This window comes from Pseudomonas benzenivorans, from assembly GCF_024397895.1.
Taxonomy (GTDB): Bacteria; Pseudomonadota; Gammaproteobacteria; order Pseudomonadales; family Pseudomonadaceae; genus Aquipseudomonas; species Aquipseudomonas benzenivorans_A.
Genome location: NZ_CP073346.1, coordinates 106098 through 124645 on the forward strand (window position 1 = coordinate 106098; position 18548 = coordinate 124645).

Sequence of the window (18548 nt, forward strand, 5' to 3'; positions counted from 1 at the left end):
GGGACAAGGAGAAACACGCATGTTCAGAAGCATTGCCAACCTGAGTATCGGCAGCAAACTGGTGCTGGTTTTCGCCGCGCTCATCCTCGGCTTTGCGGCCCTGCTGCTCAGCTCGCTGCAGCGTTTCGCCAGCCTTCAGGAGAACCAGGCCGCCCTGTTCCAGCGCAGTTTCGAGCGGGTCGCCAAGGTAAAGGAGCTGCGCGTCAACATCATCACCCAGCGCGCCGAACTCCTTCAGGCGATGGCTGACGCCCACGGTGACGGTGGCACACGCCTGACACGGAGCGAGGGCGAAATCGAGGCGCTGTCGAAGGCCAATGACCGCCTGTTCAACGAGCTGCTCGGCGGATTGGGCGATGAAAGCGACACGGGCCGCCTACTCGATCAGTTGATTGACGTGCGCAACGCGTTCGTGCAGACCCGCGACCAGCAATTGTTGCCGATGATCCGCAACGGCCAGGTCCAGGCGGCCGAAGCGCTGGCATTGGGGGTTCAGTTGCAGCGCATGGAGAAGATCAACGAACTGGGACAGCAGCTGGCCGAGCTGACCGAGCAGAAGGTGCTGCAAACCCTGCTTCAGGCCAAGGCAGAGGTCGAGCGCCAGCGTCTGGAGCAGTTGCTGATGGGCCTGTTGATGCTGTTGTTCGGCATCGCCATGGCCTGGCAACTCAGCCGGCATATCGCCCAGCCACTGGCGCACCTGACCCTGATGGCCGAACGGATCAGCCGCGGCGAGATCCCCCGGGAATTGCGCAGCGAAACCCGCCGCGACGAGGTCGGACGCCTGGCCCAGGCCTTCAGTCAGATGAGTCAATACCTGCTGGCCCTGGCCGCCAAGGCCGAATACCTGGCCCAGGGCCATCTGAGCCAGGACAGTCAGCCGGTCTCCGACCAGGATGTGCTGGGCACTGCTTTCGCCACCATGCTGGCGAACCTGCGCAACCTGGTCGGCGAGCTCAACGAGGGCATCGCGGTTCTCGCGTCCTCCAGCGAGGAAGTGCTGGCGGCCACCAGTCAGGTCGCCACCAATACCCAGGAAACCGCCACCGCCATCAGTGAGATCGTCACCACCGTGGACGAGGTCAAGCAGACCGCGGTAGTGGCCAGCAGCAAGGCGCAATCGGTGGCCGACAGCACCGCGCGTACCCGGGAAGTCGCCCAGGGCGGCCGGCAGTCGGTGGAAGAGGCGCTCAAGGGCATGGGCCTGATCCGTGAGCAGATGCAGGCAGTAGCGGAAAGCATCATGCGCCTTGGCGAGCAGAGCCAGACCATCGGCGAGATCGTTGCGTCGGTCAGTGACCTGGCCGAACAGTCCAACCTGCTTGGTGTCAACGCCTCGATCGAGGCGATGCGCGCCGGCGAGAGCGGCAAGGGCTTCTCGGTGGTGGCCCAGGAGGTCAAGGCCCTGGCCGACCAGTCCAAGCAGGCCACCGCCCAGGTGCGCGGCATCCTCGGTGAAATCCAGAAGGCCATGACCAAGGCCGTGCTGCTGGCCGAGCAGGGCAGCAAGACCGTGGAATCGGGCTACGAGCGGGCGCAGAGCAGCGGCGAGGCTATCCGCGCGCTGGACAGCAGCATTACCGAATCCAACAAAATGGCCGTGCAGATCGCCGCCACCAGTCAGCAGCAGATGGTCGGCATGGATCAGGTGGCCAACGCCATGGCCAGTATTCGCGAGGCCAGCCAGAGCAACGTCAGCGGCACGCGGCAGATGGACCAGGCCACCCGCAACCTGCATGAGCTGGGCCGCACCCTTCAGGGCCTGGCGGCCCAGTTCAAGCTGTGAGCCGCCCATGAGCCTGGATCGCAAGGCGCTGCAGGAGCGCTTGCTGGAGAGCTTCAGGATCGAGGCCGGCGAGCGCCTGGGCGTGCTCGCCGACACCCTGGCCAACTGGCGCCAGACGGGGGCCGGCGGCGATTCGGTCGAGTCGCTGTTCCGCGAGGTACACAGCCTCAAGGGGGCGGCCCGTGCGGTGGGCCTGAAGTCCATCGAGCGGCTCTGCCATGCCTGGGAAAGCCTGTTGGGTGCGGCACGGGGAGGACTGCTGGAGCTGACCGCAGAGCGTGTCGAGCTGTGTCGCCATGCCCTGCACATGGTGCAGCAGCTGCATCAGGGGAAGGACCTCGAGACCGGGGTGTCCGAGCTGCTCTGTGAGCGCCTGGAAAATGCCGCTCGCGGCGAGGTGGTGGAGTTGCCAGTGTCTGCGCCGGCCAGGGCTTCGCCACCGCAGGACCCGGAAACTGTCCGCGTCGCGACCCGCCGGCTGGACAACCTGTTGTTCCACAGCGAGACCCTGCTGCAGCACAAGCTCGAGGCCCAGGCGCTGTCGCGGCGTCTGCGGGAACATGTGACCGCCTTCGAGCCGCAACGCGGCAAGCGCCTGCTCGGCGCCGGCAGTCTGAAGCGCCTGCACGCCCAGCTCGAAGAGCTGCCGTTGGCCAGCCGCGACGCCCTCAAGGGGCTGCTCGACTACCTGAACTGGAGCCAGGCGCAACTGGATCGCCTGCACTTCGAGTCGATCCAGCTGGCAAAGGCCGGCCAACACCTGGGGCAAGGCCTGACCCAGCTGTCCGATGCCCACGTCAGTGAGCTGCAGGCCGTCTTGCTGTTGGCCGGCAGCTCACTGATGGAAGGGTTGCCGGCTATGGTCCAGGACCTGGCCAGCCAGTCAGACAAACGCGTAGAACTGCGGCTGAAGGGAACGGATCTGCAGATCGACAAGCGCATTCTCGACGAGTTGCGCACGGTCCTCACCCACCTGTTACGCAATGCCGTGGATCACGGCCTTGAATCGCCGCAGCGCCGCGAGGCCAGCGGCAAGCCAGCAGTCGGCGTGATTCAGGTCGAACTGTTGCAAGAGTCGGCCGATCGTTTCGAGCTGCGCGTGCAGGACGACGGCGATGGAATCTCGGCGGCCTCGCTCAGGGCCAAGGCGGTTGCCGCAGGGCTGCTCAACCAGGAGCAGGCCGAGACGCTGGACGAGGCGGAAAGCCAGCGGCTGATCTTCCGCTCCGGCTTGTCCACCAGTGCGCTGATCACCGACCTGTCCGGCCGCGGTCTGGGCATGGCCATCGTGCAGGAGGTGGTCGAGCGCCTGGGTGGGCGCATCGAGCTGGAGTCGAGCCCCGGTCTAGGCACCTGCTTTCACCTGCACCTGCCGCTGAGCCTCTCGACCTTCCGGGCGGTGATCGTACGCAATGCCGAGCGCACCTTCGCGGTGCCCGCGCTGGCTGTGGAACGCTGCATGCGTCTGCCCAACGGTGCGGTCAAGAACCTCGAGAGCCGCCCATCGCTGGTCCTCGATGGCCTGGTCCTACCGGTCTGGACCCTGACCGATGTACTCGGCCTGAGCGCGCCGACCAGCCGCGACGCCGAGTTGACCCTGCTGTTGCTCAAGGTGCGTGGTGAGCGCTTCGTACTGTTGGTCGACGAGCTGCTGGGCGACCAGGAAATTACCGTCAAGAGTCTCGGCCGACAGCTGTTGCGGGTGCGCAACCTGCTGGGCGCGACCCTGCTCGGCGACGGTCAACTGGTGCCCATCCTGCATCCTGGCGATCTCTATCGCAGCGCCCTGGACGTCGGCGCCGGCAGCCTGCAGCGCAGCGATGGCGAAGCGCTTACCTCCGTTGCTCAGCGCCTGCTGATCGCCGAGGACTCCTTTACCTCGCGCGGTCTGCTCAAGGCCATTCTCGAGGGCGCGGGATACCAGGTCACCACGGCCAACGATGGCCTGGAGGCCTGGAACGCCCTGAAACAGGGCGCCTTCGACCTGCTGGTGTCGGATGTGGAAATGCCGCGCATGGACGGTTTTACCCTGACCGAACGGATACGCGCGGACCGCGACCTGGCCGGCTTGCCGGTGGTCCTGGTGACGGCGCTGCACTCGGCCGAGGACCGCGCCCGCGGGCTGGAGGTCGGCGCCAGCGCCTATCTGGTGAAAAGCGGCTTCGAGCAGGACAGCCTGCTGGATGCCATTCGTCGTTTGATCTGACCGAGAGCCGTCATGCGCGTACTGATAGTCGACGATTCACCCGTGTTGCGCGTGCTGCTGCGTTCGGTGCTGGAGCATGCGGGCTTCGAGGTGCGCGAGGCGGACAGCGGGGAACAGGCGTTGCGGGTACTGCAGAGCTACCAGCCTGACATCGTCACCATGGATGTCCACATGCCGGGTATGGATGGCTATGAAACCACCGCGCGGATTCTCGAAAAATATGCGTTGCCGGTGGTGGTGGTAACGGCCAGCGCCAATGCCTACGCGGCTGCCACGGCCATGCAGGCGCTGGCGGCGGGAGCCTTGAGCGTGCTGGAAAAACCCCAGGGTCCGGGTGCCGCCAACTTCGAGACGCGCGTCGAGGAGCTGATCAGCACCCTGCGCAGTATGTCCCAAGTCAAGATAGTGCGCCGCCCGCGCTCAGTGAAGAGACCCGTCGCGCCGCCCGCGGCCAGCCCCATTTACCCCGGACTTCCGCGCTTGGTGGCGATCGCCGCCTCGGCTGGAGGCCCGGTAGCGTTAAAGGAACTGCTATCACGCTTGACCGGCAAACTGCCCTGGCCGTTGTTGCTGGCCCAACACATCGCCGCGGGCTTTGTGGGCAGCTTTCGTGACTGGCTGACCAGCGTTTCCACGGTGTCGGTGGTGATCGCCGAGCACGGTCTGCGCCTGCAGCCCGGGGTGCTTTACCTGTCGCCGGACGGCAGCCAATTGGGCGTCAGCGCCGACCTGCGGGCCCAGTTGCAGGCCAGGAGCGGCGAGCCCTATTGCCCTTCGGCTGACCATATGTTCCGCAGCGTCGGTCGGAGCCTTGGCAACCAGGCCATCGGCATTCAGTTGTCCGGCATGGGCCGTGACGGCGCAGAAGGGTTGCTTGAGCTGCACCGCCTGGGCGCGCTGACCGTCGTTCAGGAGCCCACCAGCGCGGTGATCGATGCCATGCCTCTGGCCGCAATCAAGCTGCACGCCGCACGCCAGGTGCTCCAGCCGGAGGCGATTGCGGCGCTGCTCAATACGATTGCCCTGCGCGGCGTTGCCCGCAGCACCTCGCCAGGAGGAGAGTGACCATGTTCACGGATGCCGAAATTCTCATCGTTGAGGACAGCCCGACCCAGGCCACGGAACTGCAGTTCCTGCTCGAGGCGTCCGGTTGCCAGACACGCGTCGCCCGCAACGGCGTGGAAGCCCTGACCTGCCTGGCCGAGCGCCTGCCAACCATCGTCATCAGCGATATTGTCATGCCCGAGATGGACGGCTATGAGCTGTGTCGTCAACTCAAGGGCGACCCGCGCACGGCGAGCATCCCGGTGATTCTGGTCACCAGCCTCGCCGATGCCCGGGACGTGGTGCATGGCCTGGCCTGCGGCGCCGACAACTTCATCGTCAAGCCCTACGACGAGAAGTACCTGATGTCACGCATCCGCTACTTCCTGGTCAACCTCGAGTTGCGCAGCAACGAGCGGGTGCAGATGGGCGTGGAGGTGGTGCTCGAAGGCGAGCGCCACTTCATCACCGCCAGTCGTCAGCAGATTCTCGACCTGCTGATCTCCACCTACGAGCAAGGCGTGCGGCTCAACCACGAGCTGCTGGCCAAACACGACGAACTGACCCGCACCAACTCGCTGCTCAATTGCCTGTTCGAGTTCACCAGCGGTCTGACCGACGCCAATAGCGAGCGTCACGTGATCCAGACTGCCCTGGGACGCATTCTCGAATTTCCCAATGCGATTGGTGCCTGGCTGTTGCTCGCCGATGGCGAGGAGCGGGCCGGTAGCCTGCGGGTGGCCGCTGCGCGGGGCCGTGACGGCGACTACAGCCTGGAGCGCCTGACCGCCTGCTCCGTGGACTGCCCCTGCCGACACGCCTGGCTGCACGACCAGTTGAGCGTGCCGAGCAATATCTCGGGCTGTCCGGCTTTGACGCGGATGGCCGGGCAGAGCCATGCCAGCATCCCGCTGCTGCTTGGGGGCGAGACCATCGGCATGCTCAATGTCGTACGCAACAAGGGCCAGACCTGGCCGGAGGACGCACTGGTCGCCCTGGCCTCGATCGGCCGCCAGCTGGCCATGGCGCTCGGGCGGGTGCGGCTGTTCGAGAGTCTCGAGCAACTGGTGGCGCAGCGCACCCAGGCGCTGGCGCAGAGCGAGGCGTTGCTGCGCAAGATTCTCGACAACCTGCCGGTCGGCGTATCGGTCGCCGACAGCAAGGGCCGGTTGATTCTCAGCAACCCGGAGAACGGCTTGATCTGGGCCGGCCCCCAGCCAGTCCAGCTGAGCGACTACGCCCGCTATCAGGGCGCCTGGGCCGAACACGGCGAACCCCTGGGGGCGGAGGACTGGCCGTTGGCCCGGGCCGTGCGCGACGGTCGGGTGATGCGTAACGAGGTCATCGATATCCAGGCCTTCGACGAGACCCACAAGACCACCCTCAACTCGGCCGTGCCCTACCTGGATGAGCACGGCGTTGTGCAGGGCGCCATCGCGGTAATCCAGGACGTCAGCGAACAGCGCCAGCGTGACCTGGAGATTCGCATCCGCACCCGGGCCATGGAGGCGAGCGTCAACGCCATCGTCATCACCGACAACCAGCGCGAGGACCAGCCGATCGCCTACGTCAATCCGGCCTTCGAGCGCATCACCGGCTACCGCAGCGAGGAGGTGATCGGACGCAACTGTCGTTTCCTGCAGGGCCAGGACCAGGACCAGCCGGAGCTGGACAGCATTCGCCGGGCGCTGCGCGCAGAGGAGGAGGGCAGAGCGGTACTGCGCAACTACCGCAAGGACGGTTCGGCCTTCTGGAACGAGTTGCGCCTCGCCCCGGTGGTCAACGATCGCGGCAAGGTCAGCCACTTCGTCGGCATCCTGCACGACATCACCGAGGCCAAGGGCTACCAGGAAGAACTGGAGCACCAGGCCAACCACGACAGTCTGACCGGGTTGCCCAACCGCAACCTGCTCAATGACCGCATTCTCCAGGCCATCGCCTTCGCCAGCCGCAATCAGGGCCTGTTCACCCTGGCGTTCATGGACCTCGACAACTTCAAGGTGGTCAACGACAGTCTCGGCCACAACGCCGGCGACCAGCTGCTGGTGCAGGTGGCCGAGCGGCTGAAGGCCTGCGCCCGGGAGATCGACACCGTGGCGCGGCTGGGCGGCGACGAATTCGTCATCCTGCTGGCCGACGGTGGTCAGATGACCAAGCGCCTCGGTGGCCTGGAACGTTTCAAAAAGAGCGTCGCCGAGCCGCTGCTGCTCGACGGTCAGGAGGTGGTGGTCAGCTGCAGCATCGGCTTCTGCTGCTACCCCGAGGACGGCAGCGATATCAGCACCCTGCTGCGCAACGCCGATACCGCCATGTACCAGGCCAAGCACCAGGGGCGTAACCGCATCTGTGCCTTCACCCCGCAGATGAACGAACAGATGCAGCGGCGCCTGCTGCTCGAGCGGGAAATGCGCCATGCCCTGCAGCACAGCGAGTTCCAGGTGGTCTACCAACCGCAACTGGACCTGCACAACGGCCGCCTGTGCGGGTTCGAGGCGCTGGTACGCTGGAGCCAGGCGGGCAAGACGGTGATGCCCGACGAGTTCATCCCCCTGGCGGAGGAGACCGGCCTGATCGTCGGCATCGATTTCTATGTCTTCGATGCCGTGTGCCGTCAGCTGCAGGACTGGAAGTACCTGCTGCTGAACGGCAGCATCGCGGTTAACTTCTCGGCCATCAGCTTCATGGCGCCCGAGTTCGTCGAGCGTATCCAGCAGATCCTCAAGCAGCACGAAGTGGCACCGTCCCTGGTCAAGCTGGAGGTGACCGAATCCATGCTGATGACCAACGCCGACGAAGTGCTAAGCCGGATGCGCGCCCTGATCGCGGTGGGCATTCGTTTCTCGATCGACGATTTCGGTACCGGCTATTCTTCCCTGGGCTACCTCAAGCGCTTTCCCTTCAGCGAACTGAAGATCGATCGCAGCTTCGTCACCGATGTTCATCTGGATCCCGACAGTGCCTCGCTGGCCCGCTCGATGATCTCCATCGGCCACAACCTGGGCATCAAGGTGATCGCCGAGGGCGTGGAGAATGCCGAGCAGCTCGGCTTCCTGCGGGCCGCCGGCTGTGACGAACTGCAGGGCTACTACTACTCGCCGCCTTTGCCACCCAAGGCCTGCATGCAGTTCCTCGGTGAAGATGGCGAGCTGAAACTGCCGCCCCTGATGGACGGCGAGCCGGTATGCCATCTGCTGCTGATCGATGATGAGGAGGGGGTGCTCAACGCCCTGCAACGCGAGCTGCGCCTGGAGAATTACCGCGTGCTGGTCGCCAGCAACAGCGTCGAGGCCCTGAACCTGCTGGCGACCAACCCGGTGGACGTGGTGCTGACCGACCTGCGCCTGGCGGACATGAACGGCGTGGAGTTTCTGCGGCGGATCCGGATGATCTACCCGGAGATTATCCGCATGGTGCTCAGTGGCTCCACCGAAGTGCGCAACATCCTCAAGTCCGTCAACGAGGGGGTGATCTACCGCTTCATCACCAAACCCTGGGACGCCGACGACCTGCGCAGCCAGCTGCGCGACGCCTTCGCCCAGCGGCAGCTGGTGCAGGAAAATCAGCGCATGCGTGAACAACTGATGGCGCAGAAGCGCTGATCCCAGCATCACCCCGTTGAGGCCTGCGAACGGGCCGTCCAGGTGCGTCTGCAACCCGCGCCACAGCCACTAGACTGATAGGGAGACAGCTGGCTGGAGGTGCGCCATGAACCTGCGCGAAGGTTTTATCGGTGCGATCGGCAATACGCCGCTGATTCGTCTCGCCCGACTCAGCGAAGAAACCGGTTGCGAGATACTGGCCAAGGCCGAGTTCCTCAACCCGGGCGGTTCGGTCAAGGACCGCGCCGCCCTGGGGATCATCGAGGACGCCGAGCGCAGCGGCCGGCTCCGACCCCGTGGCACGGTGGTGGAAGGCACCGCCGGCAATACCGGCATCGGCCTGGCCCATATCTGCGCGGTGCGGGGCTATCGCTGCATCATCGTCATCCCCGACAACCAGTCGCCGGAGAAGCTCGAGCTGCTGCGCCACCTGGGGGCCGAGGTGCGTGCGGTACCGCCCAAGCCCTACAGTGACCCGCACAACTACCAGAAGATTGCCGGACGCGTGGCCGCGGAACTGCCCGGGGCGATCTGGGCCAACCAGTTCGATAACACCGCCAACCGGGAGATTCACTACCGGACCACCGGCCCGGAGATCTGGCGCGACACCGAGGGCCGCATCGATGCCTTCGTCTGCGCCACCGGCACCGGCGGCACACTGGCCGGAGTGTCGCGCTACCTGAAGGAGCACAACGCGGCGGTACGCATCGTCCTCGCCGACCCCATGGGCAGCGCGCTCTACCATTGGGTGCTCGATGGCGAGCTGCTCGCAGAAGGCAGTTCGATTACCGAGGGCATCGGCACCAGCCGGGTGACGGCCAACCTCCAGGACACCCTGATCGACTCGGCCCTGCGGATCGACGACCAGCATTGCATCGACATGGTCTACCGTCTGCTGCGCGAGGAGGGCTTGTTCGTAGGCAGCTCCAGCGGCATCAACGTCAGTGCCGCGGTCCGCCTGGCAGCCGACCTAGGCCCCGGCCACACCGTGGTAACCCTGCTGTGCGACCGCGGTGGCCTGTACGCCCGGCGCCTGTTCAATCCGAACTGGCTACGGGAGAAGGGCCTGACGCCACCGGTCTGACCTGGCAACGACCGCTCCATTCAAGGGGCGCTATTGCAATCCGTGTCGAGGAGCGGAGCCAGCAGGTCGCACATGTTGCGCCAATGACTGCCCTCCCAATACAGACGGTGACAGCCGGTGCAGTGCAGGAAGCGCGAATAGCTGTAACCGATGCGACTCGGCAGGCGCTCGCGCGCCTCTTCGAGGTCGAGCGGCTGCAGCGGCAGGTTGCAGTGCAGGCACAGGCTGAAGGGCTTGATGCTGCGGCCCATGTCGAGTCGCTCGAAGAGCTCGCGCAGTTGCTGGGCGGGCTTGAGTGCATGAACGTAACAGCCGTGGGTGATCAGGCTGCGCTTGAGCAGCTCACGGTCACGGGTCAGCACGATGCGCCCTTCGTGCGCCGCCAGCTCGGCGATGGCGGCGTCCTCGAAATGGTTGTCGTACAGCGTGTCGAAGCCGAGCATGCGCAGCAGGCGAGCCAGCCCGCCGAGGTGGGCGTCCGCGACGAAGCGCAGCACCCGCAGCGGCCGGTCACGCACCTTGAGCAGCGGACTGATGTCCAGACGCTCGAACTTCGGATAGACCGCCACTCGGTCGCCGTCCAGCAGCATGCGCTCGAAACCGACCGACTCGCCGTTGAGCAGCACCAGCTCGACTTCGGTGTGAGGCACACCGAGCGCCTCGATCATATGCTTGACCGTCGCCGCCCGCGCACATTCGCAGTCGAATGCCCTGCGCCGACGCGCAGGGGCCAGGAAATCGTTGAGCTCCTCGTAGAAGCGAAAGGTCGCGCGAACCATGCCTGTAAGCATAGCCGGGGGCTCCAGCACTCTCGACGCAGCAAGCGACGCGGGATGATCGCCACGCGCAGGAAAGGCCGTCATTACGTGCGTAATCACTGGAGCTTTTGTCAGCAAGTGATTGTCGGTGCTAATTTTTGGGTAACAGATCACAATTTTATTGGTTAACATCGATCGCGCGTGTCGCGGGACCGTAGCTGCAAGCGACCTGCATCGAATGGGGGTGCCCCGCTGGGGGACGCCTGCCGTGCCAGGACGCCGGTTCCACTCCAGAACACAACCGCCGGTTCCTGAGCAGTCGCCCGTCGGCGACTAGAGAAGTGCGATGTTGATTGCGAGCTACGACTTTTCCCTGGTATTGATCTCCCTGGCGGTGGCAGTGCTGGCCGCCTATACCGCCCTGAACCTGGCTGGGCGTATCGCCACGGCCAAGGGGCCAGCGCAGTCCCTGTGGACCTGTGGAGGGGCTCTGGCCATGGGCATCGGCATCTGGTCGATGCATTTCATCGGCATGCTCGCCATGAGCCTGCCGATCCCCCTGGGTTATGACCTGTCCATTACCCTGTTATCGCTGGCCATGGCAGTGCTCGCCTCCGGCTTTGCCCTGTGGCTGGTAAGCCAGGCGCAAATGCCACGCTGGCATTGGCTGCTCGGCTCCCTCGCCATGGGCGCTGGCATCAGCGCCATGCATTACCTGGGCATGCAGGCCCTGCGCATGCAGCCCGGTATCGAATACGATCCACTGCTGTTCGGGTTGTCCCTGTTGATCGCCGTGGCCGCCTCTGCGGCTTCGCTGTGGATCGCCTTCCGCCTGCGCTTGCCCGGGCCTTCGGTGCGCCTGGCCCGTGCCGGCGCGGCGCTGATCATGGGGGGCGCGATTGTCGGCATGCACTACACCGGCATGGCCGCAGCCGGCTTTCCGCTCGACAGTATTTGTCTGGCGGCAGACGCTGGCCTGGACACTGCCTGGCTGGCCAGTCTGGTCGTCATCGTGACTTTCGCGGTGCTGGCCATCGCCTTGCTCACCTCGGTGCTGGATGCGCGCATGGAGTCGCGGATCGCCCAGTTGAGCGCGTCCCTGGCGGAGGCCAACCGGGAACTGACCGAGCTGGCGCTGCATGATTCCCTGACCAAACTGCCCAACCGTCTGCTGCTGGAAGATAGGGTCGGCCAGAGTATTCACAAGATGGCGCGCAGAAACGGCCATTTCGCGTTGATGTTCATGGATCTGGATGGCTTCAAGCCGGTCAACGACGCCTATGGCCATCATCTCGGCGACCTGCTGTTGTGCGCCGTGGCCGACCGCCTGCGCCAGCGCTTGCGCGCGCAGGACACCCTGGCCCGGGTCGGCGGCGATGAGTTCGTGCTGTTGGCGGAACTGCGCGAGCCCGACGATGCGGTGAACCTCGCCGGCCAGATCGTCCAGCTGATCGGCCAGCCGTTTCTGGTGGGCGAACATGAACTGCGGGTCTCCACCAGCGTCGGCATCGCCCTCTATCCCGGCGACGGCGAAGACCAGCAGACCCTGCTGCTGAACGCCGACGCCGCCATGTACCACGCCAAGGGCGCGGGGAAGAACGGCTACAGCTTCTTCGAGGCGTCGATGAACGCCAACGCGCGCAACCAGTTGCAGCTGTTGCACGACCTGCGCATGGCGCTGGAGCGAAACGAATTCCGCCTCTACTACCAACCCAAGTTCGACGCTCTGGATGGCCGGCCGACGGGCGCCGAAGCCTTGCTGCGCTGGCAGCACCCGGAGCGCGGCATCGTGTCGCCGGCCGAATTCATCGAACTGGCGGAAAAGACCGGGATGATCATCCTCATCGGTGAGTGGGTACTCGACCAGGCCTGTCGGCAGATGCGCCAATGGTACGAGCAGGGCCGCCAGGACTGGCGCGTGGCGGTGAACCTGTCGGCACTGCAGTTCTGTCACGTCGGGCTGATCGACAGCGTCGCCGATGCCCTGCAGCGGCATGCCCTGCCGGCCAACTGCCTGACCCTGGAAATCACCGAGACCACGGCAATGAGCGATGCCGATGCGACCCTGCAGGTGCTCAATCGCCTGGCCGAAATGGGCGTCGACCTGTCCATCGACGATTTCGGTACGGGCTACTCCAGCCTGCTTTACCTCAAGCGCTTGCCGGCCAACGAGCTGAAGATCGACCGGGGCTTCGTCAGCGATCTGGTGCACGACAGCGACGATGCGGCGATCATCTCCGCCATCGTCGCCCTGGGCCAGGCGCTGAACCTGCGCATCGTCGCCGAAGGGGTGGAAACCCTGCAGCAGAAGAGCTTTCTCACAGAACTCGGCTGCAACGCGCTGCAGGGCTTTCTGCTGGGTCACCCACTGCCCGCCGAGCAGTTCATCCAGGCGCTGGCCGACAGCGTACCGATAACGGCCTAATCCGGCCGCTACCGGCGATTGGCAGGCTGCACGGGGTTTGGCTTGTCCGTGCGCCCGGGGTCCCAGGGCGGCGCATCCTTCTACCCGCGAAAGGCGACTCTAGGCCGAGCGTCCGTTCGGTTCGGGATGACCGGTCGGACAGAGTGACGCAAACACAGCTATACCAGAGCTAATGACGTGCACGGCTTTTGCCGCAGGACAGGCGAAGGCCATTGTGCCGCACGCTCAGGAGCGCTCATGTCAAAAGTAGCCATAGTCACAGGCGCCTCGCGGGGCATTGGCGCCGCCATCGCCAAGCGGCTGGCCGCCGAGGGCATTCGTGTGGTGGTGAACTACACCTCGCGCCCCGCCGATGCCGAGCAGGTGGTCCGCGACATCGTTGGCGCCGGTGGGGAAGCCTATGCGGTGCTGGCAGACGTCAGCGACCCGGTCGCGGTCGAAGCACTGTTCGACCAGGCCGAGGTGCACTTCGGCGCGGTCGACATCCTGATCAACAACGCCGGGATCATCCAGCCCGGCATGGTCAGCCTCGCCGACAGCGATGACGCGCTGTACCAGCGGCTGTTCGCGATCAACACCAAAGGCACCTTCAATACCCTGCGCCTGGCGGCAACGCGCCTGCGCCAGGGCGGACGCATCGTCAACTTCTCCTCCAGCGCGGTGGCCCTGGCGCTACCGGGCTATTCGCTGTTCGCCGCCTCCAAGGCCGCGGTGGAAAGCCTCACCCAGGTCTTCTCCAAGGAACTGCGCGGACGCTGCATCTGCGTCAACGCCATTGCCCCGGGGCCGACCGCCACCGACCTGTTCCTCAACGGCAAGAGCGCCGAGATGGTCGAACGGCTGGCCAAGCAGGCTCCCTTGGAGCGTCTCGGCACGCCCGAGGACATCGCCAATGTGGTGGCCTTTCTGGTCGGCGAGGAGGGCGACTGGGTCAACGGCCAGGTCCTGCAGGCCAATGGCGGTCTGATCTAGCCGTTGCCACGCCGGGCCGAACTTTTGCGCGGACAAAAAAAGCCCCAGGGTCAGGAGCGACGACCTGGGGCGCAAAAGGGTTGGCGAGCACCACCAACCTAGGAGAGCGTGCGGTTCAGGGCCGGGGCTGCCAACCGCCTCCCAGAGCCTTGTAGATGGCCACGATGCCACGGTAGAGCTCGACCTCGGCCTGGGCCTGGGCATCTTCGGCGGCCAGACGTTCGCGCTCGGCATCCAGCAGCACGAGGAAGTCCACCGTGCCTTCGCGGTAGCGGATCGCGGCCTGTTCGGCCGCCGCGCGGCTGGCCTCGGATTGGCGCAGCAGGGCGATCAACTGTTGCTGGGTCTTGGCGTAGTCGCTGAAGGCGTTCTCCGTTTCCTCCAGGGCCAGCAGTACCTGCTGTTCGTAGTTCGCCAAGGCGCCGTCGGCCTCGGCTTCGGCGCCGCGCAGACGGGCGCGCACGCTGCCCAGGTCGAAGGCCGCCCAGCCGAGGCTCGGCGCCAGCCCCCAGGCGCGCGCCGCCGAGGCGCCCAGTTGCGAGCCACGACCGGCGGTGAAGCCGAGAAAACCGCTCAGGCTGACACGCGGGAACAAATCCGCCGTGGCCACGCCGACGCTCGCGGTGGCGGCCGCCAGCTGACGTTCCGCCCCGCGCACATCCGGCCGGCGCCGCAGCAGCTCGCCCGGATCACCAATCGGCAGGGCCTTGGCGATGGCCGGCAGTGGCCTGGCCGACAGGTCCACGGCCAGCTGTTCCGGACGCTGGCCAAGCAGGGTGGCAATGCGATTGCGCGCGCGCAGCTGTTCGGCCTGAAGTTGCGGCACGCTGGCCTCGACGGCCGCCAAGCGGGCCTCACTGCGCAGCACATCCAGCTCGCTGCCGACACCGGCGTCACGCAGCTGCTCGACGATGGCCCGTGACTCGCGCTGATTGCTCAGGTTCTCCCGGGCGATGCCCTCGCGCAGCTGGGCACCGCGGAGCCGGCCGTAGGCCTCCACCAGTTCGGCGATCAGGCTGACCTGCAGCTGGAAATAGTCGGCTTCGACGACCTCGATCTGGGCGTCGCTGGCCTCCAGCTGACGCTGCAGGCGGCCGAACAGGTCCAGCTCCCAGGCCATGTCCAGGCCCAGGTCATAACGCTCGACGCTGACTCGCTGTTCGCTCACCCCGGGCTGCTGCGCCTTGCCCAGCGCGCTGCTGGCGCGGCCAGTGACGGTCGGCAGGCGGTCGTTGGCGACATCGTCGCGGATGGCGCGGGCCGCGCGCAGACGACTGAATGCCACCCGCAGCTCGCGGTTTTCCTGCAGCGACTGGCGGATAAGCTGGTTCAGGGTCGGGTCCTCGAACTGCTGCCACCAGCGTCGCTCGAAGCGGCTGCGGTCGTGCTCGACGGCCTCCAGGCTGGACAACTGGGCTGGCGAGGTGTGCGGCGCCCGGTAGTCCGGACCCACGGCGCAGGCGCTGAGCGCCAGGGCGAGCAGGGCAGGGGTCAGGGCCTTCATGCCTGCACCTCCTGTAGCCGCTGGGCTTTTTTCGCCTCGCGCGCCTCGACAAAGCCACGGATCAGCACATAGAACACCGGGGTCAGCAGCAGGCCGAAGAAGGTCACGCCGAGCATCCCGCTGAACACCGCCACCCCCATGGCGTGGCGCATCTCGGCGCCGGCCCCGGAGGACAGCACCAGGGGCACCACGCCCATGATGAAGGCGAAGCTGGTCATCAGGATCGGTCGCAGCCGCAGGCGGCAGGCCTCCAGCACCGCTGCCACGCGATCCAAGCCTTCTTCCTGTTTCTCCTTGGCGAATTCGACGATCAGAATGGCGTTCTTGCACGCCAGGCCCACCAGCACGATCAGGCCGATCTGGGTGAAGATGTTGTTGTCGCCACCGGTGAGAATCACCCCGGTGATGGCCGACAGCAGGGTCATCGGCACGATCAGGATCACCGCCAGCGGCAGGCTCCAGCTCTCGTACTGGGCGGCCAGCACCAGGAAGGCCAGCAGCACGCAGAGCGGGAAGACGAACAACGCGGTGTTGCCGGCGAGAATCTGCTGATAGGTCAGCTCGGTCCACTCGAAGCTCATGCCATTGGGCAGCTCCTGCTCAAGCAACCTGGCCATCGCCGCTTCGGCCTGGCCGGAGCTGTAGCCGGGCGCCGCGCCGCCGTTGATTTCGGCGGTGAGAAAACCGTTGTAATGCATCACCCGATCGGGCCCGGCGCTGTCACTGACCTTGACGAAGGTCGACAGCGGCACCATCTCGCCGCGCTTGTTGCGCACCTTGAGCTGGCCGATCTGCTCCGGTTCCAGGCGGAACCGCTGCTCGGCCTGGACGTTGACCTGGTAGGTGCGGCCGAAGCGGTTGAAGTCGTTGGCATACAGCGAGCCGAGGTACACCTGCATGGTGTCGAAGATGTCCTCGACGGCCACGCCATGACTCATGGCTTTCTCCCGGTCGATGTCGGCATCGACCTGGGGCACGTTGACCGTGTAGCTGGTGAACAGCCCGGTCAGCTCCGGCACCTCGCGGCTCTTGGCGATGACGTTTTGCACCTGCTTGTACAGTTCCTCGTAGCCGAGGTTGCCGCGGTCCTGCACCTGCACGCGGAAGCCGCCGATGGTGCCGAGCCCCTGCACCGGCGGGGGCGGGAAGATGGCGATGAAGGCGTCCTGGATCTCGGCGAACTGGCCGTTGAGCTGGCCGGCGATGGCGCCGGCGCTCATGGACGGATCCTGGCGCTGATCGAAGGGTTTGAGCGGGGTGAACACGATGCCGCTGTTGGGGCTGTTGGTGAATCCGTTGATCGACAGGCCGGGAAAGGCCACGGTGTTCTCCACCCCCAGGTGCTTGCCGGCGATTTCCGACATGCGCTTGATCACCGCCTCGGTACGGTCCAGGGTCGCGGCGTCCGGCAACTGGGCGAAGGCCACCAGGTACTGCTTGTCCTGGGGCGGCACGAAGCCGGTCGGAGTGTTGGCGAAGCCCAGGTAGGTCAGGCCCATCAGCCCGCCGTACACCAGCAGGGCGATCGAACTGCCGCGCAGCACCCGCTTGACGGTGCGGCCATAGCCGCGGCTGGCGCCGGCGAACAGACGGTTGAAGGGGGCGAACAGCCAGCGCCCGAACAGCCTGTCGAGCAGCCGCGAGAAAGCGTCCTTGGGTGCGTCGTGGCGGCGCAGCAGGGCGGCGGCCAGGGCCGGCGACAGGGTCAGCGAGTTGAATGCGCTGATTACCGTGGATATGGCGATGGTCAGGGCGAACTGCTGGTAGAACTGGCCGGTGAGCCCCGAGATAAAGGCCGTGGGCACGAACACCGCGCAGAGCACCAGGGCGGTGGCGACGATCGGCCCGGTGACCTCCTTCATCGCCTGGCGGGTGGCCTCGACCGGCGACTTGCCCAGGCCGATGTTGCGCTCGACGTTCTCCACCACGACGATGGCGTCGTCCACCACGATGCCGATGGCCAGCACCAGGCCGAACAGCGACAGGGCATTGAGGGAGAAGCCCAGCAGGTGCATCACCGCGAAGGTGCCGATCAGCGACACGGGCACCGCGGCCAGGGGAATGATCGAGGCGCGCCAGGTCTGCAGGAACAGGATCACCACCAGTACCACCAGCACGATGGCCTCAAGCAGGGTATGCACCACCGCCTCGATCGAGCCGCGGACGAAAATGGTCGGGTCGTAGACGATCTCGAAGTCCACGCCCTGGGGGAAGCTCTGTTTCAGCTCGGCCATGCGATCGCGCACCGCGTCGGAGATGGCGATGGCGTTGGAGCCGGGACGCTGGAACACCGGGATGGCCACCGCCGGTTTGTTGTTGAGCAGCGAGCGCAGGGCGTACTGACTGGAGCCCAGCTCGATCCGCGCGATGTCCTTCAGGCGGGTGATCTCGCCGTTGTCGCCGGCGCGGACGATGATGTTTTCGAACTCTTCCTCGCTGACCAGACGACCCTGGGTATTGATCGACAGCTGGAAGCTGTTGTCGCCGGCCGATGGCGGCGCGCCGAGGGCGCCGGCGGCGACCTGGCGGTTCTGCTGGCGGATGGCGGCGACCACATCGCTGGCGGTGAGACCGCGCGAGGCCACCTTGTGCGGGTCGAGCCACACCCGCAGCGAATAGTTGCCCAGGCCGAACAACTGCACGTCGCCGACACCGTCCAGGCGCGCCAGCTCGTCCTTGACGTTGAGCGCGGCGTAATTGGACAGGTAGAGCATGTCGTAGCGGTCGTCCGGCGAGGTCAGGTGCACCACCATGGTCAGGTCCGGCGAGGCCTTGTCTACGGTCACGCCGAGGCGCTGCACCTCGGTGGGCAGGGTCGGCATGGTGCGGGTGACGCGGTTCTGCACCTGCACCTGGGCGCTGTCCAGTTCGGTGCCCAGGGCGAAGGTGATGGTCAGGGTCAGCTTGCCGTCGGCCGTGGCCTGGGAGGACATGTAGAGCATGCCCTCGACGCCGGTGATCGCCTGCTCCAGTGGCGACGCCACGGTTTCGCCGATCACCTTGGGGTTGGCGCCGGGAAAGTTGGCCCGCACCACCACGGTCGGCGGCACCACCTCCGGGTACTCACTGATGGGCAGCTGGAACAGCGAGATGGCGCCACCGATCAGGATCAGCAGCGACAGCACCGCGGCGAAGATCGGCCGCTGAATGAAGAACTGGGAGAAATTCAT

The 18548-nt window shown here is 65.7% G+C and carries 10 protein-coding genes; 7 read left to right on the forward strand and 3 right to left on the reverse strand.

The genetic code is table 11. The features are described 5' to 3' along the window. Positions 1 to 19: 19 nt before the first annotated feature. The 5 genes from KDW96_RS00460 (at position 20) to KDW96_RS00480 (ending at position 9719) form a co-directional block, all read left to right on the forward strand. Complete coding sequence (locus tag KDW96_RS00460; RefSeq protein ID WP_255838432.1) at positions 20 to 1786, forward strand: methyl-accepting chemotaxis protein; 1767 nt, start codon at positions 20 to 22, stop codon at positions 1784 to 1786. A gap of 7 nt (positions 1787 to 1793) precedes the next feature. Beyond that, positions 1794 to 3992 (forward strand): hybrid sensor histidine kinase/response regulator, encoded by a 2199-nt coding sequence (locus tag KDW96_RS00465; RefSeq protein ID WP_255838433.1) that lies wholly within the window; start codon positions 1794 to 1796, stop codon positions 3990 to 3992. Positions 3993 to 4004: 12 nt separating this feature from the next. Next, positions 4005 to 5057: a chemotaxis protein CheB gene (locus KDW96_RS00470; protein ID WP_255838434.1), complete on the forward strand. Its 1053-nt coding sequence runs from the start codon at positions 4005 to 4007 to the stop codon at positions 5055 to 5057. Positions 5058 to 5059: 2 nt separating this feature from the next. Next, a complete protein-coding gene (locus KDW96_RS00475) occupies positions 5060 to 8635 on the forward strand; it encodes an EAL domain-containing protein (protein ID WP_255838435.1) in 3576 nt (1191 codons plus the stop codon). Between the two features lie 106 nt (positions 8636 to 8741). Further along, the gene (locus KDW96_RS00480; protein WP_255838436.1) at positions 8742 to 9719 is read left to right on the forward strand and encodes a cysteine synthase A; all 978 of its coding nucleotides are present in this window, start codon (positions 8742 to 8744) and stop codon (positions 9717 to 9719) included. Positions 9720 to 9739: 20 nt separating this feature from the next. Here KDW96_RS00480 and KDW96_RS00485 read toward each other — a convergent pair whose 3' ends face one another. Continuing rightward, positions 9740 to 10498 carry a Mut7-C RNAse domain-containing protein gene (locus KDW96_RS00485; RefSeq protein WP_255840599.1) on the reverse strand — a complete coding sequence of 253 codons (759 nt, stop codon included), beginning with the start codon at positions 10496 to 10498 and terminating at the stop codon, positions 9740 to 9742. A 325-nt stretch (positions 10499 to 10823) separates the two neighbouring features. Here KDW96_RS00485 and KDW96_RS00490 point away from each other — a divergent pair, with 325 nt between their 5' ends. Beyond that, positions 10824 to 12902: a putative bifunctional diguanylate cyclase/phosphodiesterase gene (locus KDW96_RS00490; protein ID WP_255838437.1), complete on the forward strand. Its 2079-nt coding sequence runs from the start codon at positions 10824 to 10826 to the stop codon at positions 12900 to 12902. 237 nt (positions 12903 to 13139) lie between these two features. Beyond that, positions 13140 to 13874 (forward strand): SDR family oxidoreductase, encoded by a 735-nt coding sequence (locus KDW96_RS00495; protein ID WP_255838438.1) that lies wholly within the window; start codon positions 13140 to 13142, stop codon positions 13872 to 13874. A gap of 115 nt (positions 13875 to 13989) precedes the next feature. Here KDW96_RS00495 and KDW96_RS00500 read toward each other — a convergent pair whose 3' ends face one another. Then, positions 13990 to 15378, reverse strand: a complete 1389-nt coding sequence (locus KDW96_RS00500; protein WP_255838439.1) for an efflux transporter outer membrane subunit — start codon at positions 15376 to 15378, stop codon at positions 13990 to 13992. Beyond that, positions 15375 to 18548, reverse strand: a complete 3174-nt coding sequence (locus tag KDW96_RS00505) for an efflux RND transporter permease subunit (protein WP_255838440.1) — start codon at positions 18546 to 18548, stop codon at positions 15375 to 15377. Before KDW96_RS00505 ends, KDW96_RS00500 begins: the two co-directional genes overlap by 4 nt.

Excerpts from the sequence above, each read along its gene's own strand:
- KDW96_RS00480 (WP_255838436.1), top strand. The coding sequence starts at position 8,742 with ATGAACCTGCGCGAAGGTTTTATCGGTGCGATCGGCAATACGCCGCTG.
- KDW96_RS00495 (WP_255838438.1), top strand. The coding sequence starts at position 13,140 with ATGTCAAAAGTAGCCATAGTCACAGGCGCCTCGCGGGGCATTGGCGCC.
- KDW96_RS00485 (WP_255840599.1), bottom strand. The coding sequence starts at position 10,498 with ATGGTTCGCGCGACCTTTCGCTTCTACGAGGAGCTCAACGATTTCCTG.
- KDW96_RS00475 (WP_255838435.1), top strand. The coding sequence starts at position 5,060 with ATGTTCACGGATGCCGAAATTCTCATCGTTGAGGACAGCCCGACCCAG.
- KDW96_RS00465 (WP_255838433.1), top strand. The coding sequence starts at position 1,794 with ATGAGCCTGGATCGCAAGGCGCTGCAGGAGCGCTTGCTGGAGAGCTTC.
- KDW96_RS00460 (WP_255838432.1), top strand. The coding sequence starts at position 20 with ATGTTCAGAAGCATTGCCAACCTGAGTATCGGCAGCAAACTGGTGCTG.
- KDW96_RS00490 (WP_255838437.1), top strand. The coding sequence starts at position 10,824 with ATGTTGATTGCGAGCTACGACTTTTCCCTGGTATTGATCTCCCTGGCG.
- KDW96_RS00505 (WP_255838440.1), bottom strand. The coding sequence starts at position 18,548 with ATGAATTTCTCCCAGTTCTTCATTCAGCGGCCGATCTTCGCCGCGGTG.
- KDW96_RS00470 (WP_255838434.1), top strand. The coding sequence starts at position 4,005 with ATGCGCGTACTGATAGTCGACGATTCACCCGTGTTGCGCGTGCTGCTG.
- KDW96_RS00500 (WP_255838439.1), bottom strand. The coding sequence starts at position 15,378 with ATGAAGGCCCTGACCCCTGCCCTGCTCGCCCTGGCGCTCAGCGCCTGC.